We start from the raw sequence: 7,805 nt of genomic DNA, 5'->3' as shown, positions 1-7,805 counted from the left end.
ATTTGGGGCTTCAATTGGCAAACGTTTTTTCTAAACCGGTAAGCCGGGGCCCTGTTCCGGGGATCCACGCGTTTGTTTCGGAAATTCCTTCAAGGGGTGGTTTGGGGGGTAAATCCTGGCCATTTCGCCCCCCCCCCCCCGAGAACCGCCTCATTTGCAACGCAACTCAGAGCTCACCACTTTCAGGGTGACGCCAGAACGCTATCGGCGGCGGGAACGCTCACCCCCCTGTGCGGTACACCTGAATATCGAGATCCCGGATCTTCTTCCGCAGCGTGTTGCGGTTGAGGCCGAGCAGATCGGCGGCGCGGATCTGGTTGCCGCGGGTGGCGGCCAGCGCGGCGGTCAGCAACGGCACTTCAATCTCGCGCAGCACCCGGTGATAGAGGCCCGGCGGCGGCACGCCGTTGGGGAAGCCGGAGAAGTGCGACGACAGATACATCTCGACCGCACCGCCCAGATTGTCGACGGTGTGTGACACGCTGCCGCCGGAAACCACCGCAGGCGGCGCCAGCTCGCCGTCGATCACCGAGGCGGTGATGACGTCCTGCGGATACAGCGCCGCGAGCCTGCGGGCGAGATTCTCGAGTTCGCGGACGTTGCCGGGCCAGCGATGCTGCTTCATCCGCTCCAGTGCTGCGGCGTCGAGCTTCTTGGCGGGCAGCCCGTCCTTCTCGGCCAGCGAGAAGAAATGCCGCACAAGATCGGGCAGATCCTCGATGTGCTCGCGCAGCGGCGGCAGCCGCAGCGGCACGACGTTGAGCCGGAAGAACAGATCCTCCCGGAACAGCCCCTGCTGGATCAGGATGCGCAGATCCTTGTTGGACGCGGCGACGATGCGCACGTCGGTCTTGATCGGGGTGCGGCCGCCGACCGTGGTGTACTCGCCCTGCTGCAGCACGCGCAGCAGCCGGGTCTGCGCCTCCATCGGCATGTCGCCGATTTCGTCAAGAAACAGCGTGCCGCCTTCGGCTTGCTCGAACCGGCCCGAGGCGCGGGTGTTGGCGCCGGTGAACGCGCCGCGCTCGTGACCGAACAGTTCGGATTCGATCAGGTCGCGCGGGATCGCCGCCATGTTGACCGCCACGAACGGACCGTTGCGGCGCTTGCCGTAGTCGTGCAGCGCACGCGCCACCAGCTCCTTGCCGGTGCCAGACTCGCCGGAGATCATCACCGTGAGATCGGTCTGCATCAGCCGCGCCAGCACGCGGTAGATCTCCTGCATCGCCGGCGAGCGGCCGACCAGCGGGATCGAGTCGAACTCGCCTTCGTCGTTCGAGTTGCTGGCCCGTTCCTTCGGCTCGGCCAGCGCGCGGCCGACGATTGCGATCAACTCCTTGAGGTCGAACGGCTTCGGCAGATATTCGTAAGCGCCCTTCTCCGACGCACGGATCGCCGTCATGAAGGTGTTCTGCGCGCTCATCACGATGACCGGCAGATTGGGCCGCATCTTCTTGATACGTGGCAACAGATCGAACGCGTTTTCGTCCGGCATCACCACGTCGGTGATCACCAGATCGCCCTCGCCCTGGCTGACCCAGCGCCATAGCGTCGCCGCATTGCCGGTCAGCCGCACCTCGTATCCGGCGCGCGACAGCGCCTGATTGAGCACCGTGCGAATGGCGGTGTCGTCGTCCGCGACGAGAATACTACCTGCAGGCATTAGTTAGTCCTCATCTTGCGTTCTGTGAGGGAGACGACGCCGGTTCGTCCTCGCCGTTACTCGAATTCAGGGCTTTCGCCGTGTTGTACATCGGCAGCAGCACGCGGAACGTGGTCTTGCGCGGCTGCGACTCGCATTCGATGATTCCGCCGTGGTCGCCGACGATCTTGGCGACCAGCGCGAGCCCGAGGCCCGAGCCCGATGCCTTGGTGGTGACAAACGGGTCGAACAGGTTCGGCAGCAGGTCTTCCGGTACGCCCGGACCGTTGTCCTTGACGCAGAACTCCAGCGGCAACGACACCCGGGTCTTCTTGCCGGGCACCGACAGCCGCACGCCGGGACGGAACGCCGTGGTGAGCTGGATCTCGCCCTCGGAGCCGAGATCGACCAACGCTTCGGCGGCGTTCTTGACCAGATTCAGAAACACCTGAATCAGCTGATCCTGATTGGCCAAAACCGGCGGCAGCGACGGGTCGTAGTCCTCGACGAATTTGATATTCCGCGCGAAGCCGGACTGCGCCAGCCGCTTCACATGATCGAGCACCGAATGGATGTTGACCGGCCCGCGGGCCACCGGGCGGTCGTCTCCGAACACCTCCATGCGGTCGACGAGCGTGACGATGCGGTCGGCCTCGTCGCAGATCAGCCGCGTCAGCATGCGGTCTTCGGACGACGCCTGCTGTTCGAGCAGTTGCGCGGCGCCGCGGATGCCGGACAGCGGGTTCTTGATCTCGTGAGCCAGCATCGCCGCCAGGGCGATCACCGAGCGCGCGGCGCTGCGATGGGTGAGCTGGCGGTCCATCTTGTCGGCGATGGTGCGCTCCTGCAGCATCACCACGATGTGGCCCGGCCGCTCATTGAGCGGCGCAACGTGCAGGTCGACCTGACGGTCGGCGCCGATCCGCGGCGTGCCGAGATCGACCTTGTACTCGTTGACCGGCGAGTTGCCGCTACGCACCTGCTCGATCAGCGCCAGCAGCGGACTGCCGAACGGCACCAGCTCAGTCAGCGACTGCCGTCGGAGTAACTGCGTCGAGATTTCAAAGAACGATTCCGCCGCCATGTTGGCATCGATGATCTTGCCGTCGGGGCCGACCAGCAGCACCGGATTCGGCAATGCGTTGAGGATCGCATCGCTCTCGTTCGGCTTGGCGGCACGCGGTTCGAGGACGGCGTTCATGCTGCGGCTCTCCAGGCGAAGTCGTCGTAAGCATCGGCGAGCGCGCGATGCACACGGGCCGGATTGGTGTCGGTGAGGATTTCGGTTCTCCAGTGTTTCAGCGTGTCGGCCGGCGCGCCGCTGCTGGCTGCGGCGACGTCGAGCGACCAGCCGAGATGTTTGCGCGCATGGCGCAGGCCGATGCGTTCGCCGTAGAGGCCGAGCACGCCGTCGTAGAGTTCGCGCAAGTAAGCGAGCTGATCGGCGAGCGACGGTACCGCTTCCGGAGCGCCGCCTTCGAGCCGGCGGCCGATCTGGCCGGGCAGCCACGGCTGGCCCTGCGCGCCGCGGCCGATCATCACCGCGTCGGCGCCGGACTGATCCAGCGCCGTGACGGCGTCCTGATAGGTGGTGATATCGCCGTTGACGACGAGCGGGATGCTGATTGCTTCACGCACCGCGCGGACCGCGGCCCAATCGGCTTCGCCCTTATAGAACTGGCAGCGGGTGCGGCCGTGCACCGTCACGAGTTGCACGCCGGCATCCTGCGCGCGCCGCGCCAGCTCCGGCGCGTTGAGCGAAGTGTCGTCCCAGCCGAGCCGCATCTTCAGCGTCACCGGCACGCGCACCGCGCCGATCGTCGCGTCGATCAGCGTCAGGGCGTGATCGAGATCACGCATCAGAGCCGAGCCCGACTGGCCACCAGTGACGTGCCGCGCCGGGCAGCCCATGTTGATGTCGATGATATCGGCGCCGCCGGCTTCGGCGATCCGCGCACCTTCCGCCATCCATTGCGGCGCGCAGCCGGCGAGCTGGACGACATGCGGCCCGCCCTCGATCGCGTCACAGCGGCGGATCGACATCGCACGGCCGTTCACCAGATCCTGGCTGGCAGTCATCTCGGAGACGACCAGTCCGGCACCGAGCGCTGCGACTTGTTTGCGAAAAGGCGCGTCGGTAATCCCGGACATCGGCGCCAGCAGCACCCGATTGGCCACCGCAATATTGCCGATTTTCAAAGGCGGCGAACCTGTTACTGTGGAGCGGGTCACAAGCTGCTCATTTGGTCGCCAGGGCGTCATTGCTCTGGTCTAGCTCAATGTTTGAGCATTATAGGCTATTGCCTACAGTTTAGCCAGTTATAACAGACATGCAAGTGCGTTGCAGCATTGATCCCCATTCGCCTTATGCAGAAGCATACTGAATCGAAGCTGAGGCGTGTTATGGGCTTGCGCGTTTGCCGACGACGCCCCCTGCCCACCACGAGTTGACCCCAACAGCGATGTCGAAATCTCCCCGTACCGCCGCCATCATCGTCGCCGCCGGCCGAGGCCTGCGTGCCGGTGCTGGCGGTCCCAAGCAATACCGCACGCTCGCCGGACGCCCCGTCATTGCGCGGTCTTTGGAGCCTTTCTGCACACATCCAGACATCTTTGCTGTGCAGCCCGTGACCAACCCGGATGATACCGCGCTGTTCAACGAGGCGGTCGCCGGCCTCAATTTCCAGCCCGCGGTCGGCGGTGGCGCCACCCGGCAGGCCTCGGTGCGCGCTGGGCTCGAGGCGCTGGCCGAGCTTGCGCCGGACATCGTCCTGATCCACGACGCGGCGCGTCCCTTTGTCACGCCTGGGCTGATCTCCCGCGCGATCGTCGCCGCCGGCCGGACCGGCGCGGCACTGCCGGTGGTGGCGATTAACGACACGGTCAAGCAGATCAACGCTGCTGGCGAAGTGGAGGCGACGCCAGACCGCGCCACGCTGCGAATCGCCCAGACGCCGCAGGCGTTCCGCTACGACGTCATTCTCGACGCGCATCGCCGTGCGGCGCGCGACGGCCGCGATGACTTCACCGACGATGCCGCGATCGCCGAATGGGCGGGATTGACGGTTGCAACTTTCGAGGGCGATGCTGCCAACATGAAACTGACCACGCCGGACGATTTTGCCCGCGAAGAAAGCCGCCTCACCGCGCTGCTCGGTGATATCCGCACCGGCACCGGCTACGACGTCCATGCCTTCGGCGACGGCGACCACGTCTGGCTGTGCGGACTCAAGGTGCCGCACAATCGCGGCTTCCTGGCGCATTCCGACGGCGACGTCGGGCTTCACGCGCTGGTCGACGCGATCCTCGGCGCGCTGGCCGACGGCGACATCGGATCGCACTTCCCGCCGACCGATCCGCAATGGAAGGGTGCGGCCTCGGACAAATTCCTCAAATACGCAGTCGATCGTGTCGCTGCGCGCGGCGGCCGCATCGCCAATCTCGAAGTCACGATGATCTGCGAGCGGCCGAAGATCGGCCCGCTGCGCGATCCGATGCGTCAGCGCATTGCCGAGATCACCGGCCTGCCGGTGTCGAGGATCGCCGTGAAGGCGACCACCAGCGAGCGGCTCGGCTTCACCGGCCGTGAGGAAGGCATCGCCGCCACTGCCAGCGCCACCATCCGGCTGCCCTGGGGCGCCGACGGATTGGCCGGCTGAGATGAGCAGCAGCAACGCTCGCACCCTCGCCCGCGCGTTGCTCGACCTGTGCCGTTCGCGCAAGCTGATGATCGCGACGGCTGAATCCTGCACCGGCGGTCTGGTCGCCGGCGCCCTCACTGACATCCCCGGCTCGTCCGACGTCATCGACCGCGGCTTCGTCACTTATTCCAATGCCGCCAAGCACGAGCTGCTCGGCGTCGAGACCGCGACGCTGACGACGTTCGGCGCAGTCAGCAAGGAAACCGCGATCGCGATGGCGGTCGGCGCGCTGGAGAAGGCCGACGTCGACCTCGCGGTGTCGATCACCGGCATCGCCGGCCCCGGTGGCGCGGTGCCGGGCAAGCCGGTTGGCCTGGTGCATTTCGGCGCCGCCGCCCGTGACGGCCGCATCATCCACCGCGAACAGCGGTTCGGCGCGATCGGCCGCAGCAATGTGCGTCAGCGCTCGGTGGTCGAAGCGTTGCGAATGCTGCTGGAGCTCGCCCGCGGCCCGAAGCCGCCGGTGAAACCGAAACCCACGCCGGCAACCGGCGTCCACAAACGCGTCGCCCGCACCCCCCGCCGCGCCGCCGCCGGCAAACGCGTCGCGCCGAAGCGGCCGGTGAAGCCGAAGAAGAGTTAGCGACGAAGCTCGTTGCCGCGACTTGAGGTCGTTGCGGCTAAATCAGATGCACTGCGCAGCCCCACCACAGACGTCACCCTCCGCGAAAGCGGAGGGCCCAGTATCCCAGAGCGCTTGTTACTTAGCCGCAGCCGCTCTGGAATACTGGGTCGCCCGGTCGAGCCGGGCGATGACCGCAGCGTGTGTGGATGACCGAGTACACACCCTCACCGTCATTGCGAGCGAAGCGAAGCAATCCAGCGCCGTGCACTGAGCTGGATTGCTTCGTCGCTTCGCTCCTCGCAATGACGCGAAGCTGATGACGGTGAGAAACTAGCTACGCCCGCGACAGCTTCGGCGCGCCGCCATAGACTTGGTCGGCCCGCGTCTCAAACGCGGCGGCGAAGCGGTGGAAGGCGGTGTCGAACATCGCACCCATCAGGGTCGCGAGCATCCGGCTCCTGAATTCGTAAGACAAGAAAAATCCGACCTCGCAGGCGCGCTCGGTCTTCGGCACGAAGGTCCAGCGGTTCTCCAGGTTGGAGAACGGGCCCTTCAAATACTCGACCAGAATTTTCAGATTGGCGCGATCGAGCGTGACGCGGCTGGTGAAGGTCTCCTGCACCAGCTTGAACGACACCGTCATGTCGGCGATCACCACTTCGGTGCCGTCCGGCTGAACGTTGCGCTCGCGGATCCTCAGCGCCTTACACAGCGGCACGAATTGCGGATAGCGCTCGACGTCGGCGACGAGGTCGAACATCTGCTGGGCGCTGTGCGGCACGCGGCGCTTGCTGGAAAACTGCGGCATGGCCAGCTCAGCGCGCGAGCGCGGCGCGGGCCGCCTTCAGCTTGGCAAAGTCCTCGCCGGCGTGATGCGACGAGCGCGTCAGCGGCGTCGCCGACACCATCAGGAAGCCCTTGGCGTAAGCGGTCGTCTGATAGCCGGCGAACTCGTCCGGCGTGACGAAGCGCATCACCGCGTGATGCTTGCGGGTCGGCTGCAGATACTGGCCGATGGTCAGGAAATCGACGTCCGCCGAGCGCAGATCGTCCATCACCTGCAGCACCTCGTGGCGTTCCTCACCGAGCCCGACCATGATGCCGGATTTGGTGAAGATAGTCGGGTCGAGTTCCTTGACCCGCTGCAGCAACCGGATCGAATGGAAGTAGCGCGCGCCCGGCCGCACCGACAGATAGCGCGACGGCACGGTTTCGAGATTGTGGTTGAACACGTCGGGCTTGGCCGCGACGACGACTTCGAGCGCGCCATCCTTGCGCAGGAAGTCGGGCGTCAGGATCTCGATCGTCGTGGTCGGACAGGCCTCGCGCACCGCGCGGATGGTGGCGGCGAAATGCGCCGCGCCGCCATCGGCGAGGTCATCGCGGTCGACCGAGGTGATGACGAGATGCTGCAGGCCAAGCTTACGGGTCGCCTCGGCGACGTAAGCCGGCTCGTTGGCATCGAGCGCGCCGGGCATGCCGGTCTTGACGTTGCAGAACGCGCAGGCCCGGGTGCAGGTATCCCCCATGATCATGAAGGTGGCGTGCTTCTTGTCCCAGCACTCGCCGATATTCGGGCAACCGGCTTCCTCGCACACCGTGACGAGGCCGTTCTCCTTGACGATGCCCCTGGTCTCGCCGTAGCCGCGCGAGGTCGGCGCGCGGACGCGGATCCAGTCCGGCTTCTTCGGCGACAGCGCATCCGGCCGCGCCGCCTTCTCCGGATGCCGGGGACGGACGGGAGTTGCGGAGACGGTATCGACAAGAACGACCATGCGGGCCCCGGATTGGATGCGTCGACCCTACCTAATGCCCCTGCCGACGTCCCGCAACCCGCTGCGCTTGCAGGCGGTTATCCCTTGGAATAATGCTCGATTTGGCGGCAGATGATGCTGCC

Annotated in this window: 7 protein-coding genes; 2 read left to right on the top strand and 5 right to left on the bottom strand. The window is 65.8% G+C overall.

All coding sequences use genetic code 11. The annotated features are described in order from the left end of the window. Positions 1–220: 220 nt before the first annotated feature. Genes ntrC through dusB form a run of 3 tightly spaced genes read right to left on the bottom strand, consistent with a single transcriptional unit; the run spans position 221 to position 3,841 of the window. Positions 221–1,663, bottom strand: coding sequence for a nitrogen regulation protein NR(I) (ntrC, locus tag D4Q52_RS20065; RefSeq protein ID WP_119858336.1), 1,443 nt, complete (start codon positions 1,661–1,663; stop codon positions 221–223). 10 nt (positions 1,664–1,673) lie between these two features. After that, positions 1,674–2,843 carry a two-component system sensor histidine kinase NtrB gene (locus tag D4Q52_RS20060; RefSeq protein ID WP_119858335.1) on the bottom strand — a complete coding sequence of 390 codons (1,170 nt, stop codon included), beginning with the start codon at positions 2,841–2,843 and terminating at the stop codon, positions 1,674–1,676. Next, complete coding sequence (gene dusB, locus D4Q52_RS20055) at positions 2,840–3,841, bottom strand: tRNA dihydrouridine synthase DusB (RefSeq protein WP_119858334.1); 1,002 nt, start codon at positions 3,839–3,841, stop codon at positions 2,840–2,842. Before dusB ends, D4Q52_RS20060 begins: the two co-directional genes overlap by 4 nt. A 263-nt stretch (positions 3,842–4,104) precedes the next feature. On the opposite strand from dusB, the gene D4Q52_RS20050 reads away from it, so the two are divergent. Continuing rightward, entirely contained in the window at positions 4,105–5,301 is a 1,197-nt protein-coding gene (locus D4Q52_RS20050) for a bifunctional 2-C-methyl-D-erythritol 4-phosphate cytidylyltransferase/2-C-methyl-D-erythritol 2,4-cyclodiphosphate synthase (RefSeq protein WP_119858333.1), read from the top strand. 1 nt (position 5,302) lies between these two features. Further along, positions 5,303–5,926 (top strand): CinA family protein, encoded by a 624-nt coding sequence (locus D4Q52_RS20045; protein WP_119858332.1) that lies wholly within the window; start codon positions 5,303–5,305, stop codon positions 5,924–5,926. 316 nt (positions 5,927–6,242) lie between these two features. On the opposite strand, the gene D4Q52_RS20040 is transcribed toward D4Q52_RS20045, so the two are convergent. Both D4Q52_RS20040 and lipA read right to left on the bottom strand, forming a co-directional pair. Continuing rightward, positions 6,243–6,716: a type II toxin-antitoxin system RatA family toxin gene (locus D4Q52_RS20040; protein ID WP_119858331.1), complete on the bottom strand. Its 474-nt coding sequence runs from the start codon at positions 6,714–6,716 to the stop codon at positions 6,243–6,245. A 7-nt stretch (positions 6,717–6,723) separates the two neighbouring features. Further along, positions 6,724–7,683, bottom strand: coding sequence for a lipoyl synthase (gene lipA, locus D4Q52_RS20035; RefSeq protein ID WP_119858330.1), 960 nt, complete (start codon positions 7,681–7,683; stop codon positions 6,724–6,726). Positions 7,684–7,805 lie beyond the last annotated feature (122 nt).

It is taken from the genome of Rhodopseudomonas palustris (assembly GCF_003591005.1).
Taxonomy (GTDB): Bacteria; Pseudomonadota; Alphaproteobacteria; order Rhizobiales; family Xanthobacteraceae; genus Rhodopseudomonas; species Rhodopseudomonas palustris_K.
The sequence above is the reverse complement of the archived record's forward strand: the minus strand, read 5'-3'. Positions and strand labels throughout refer to the sequence as shown.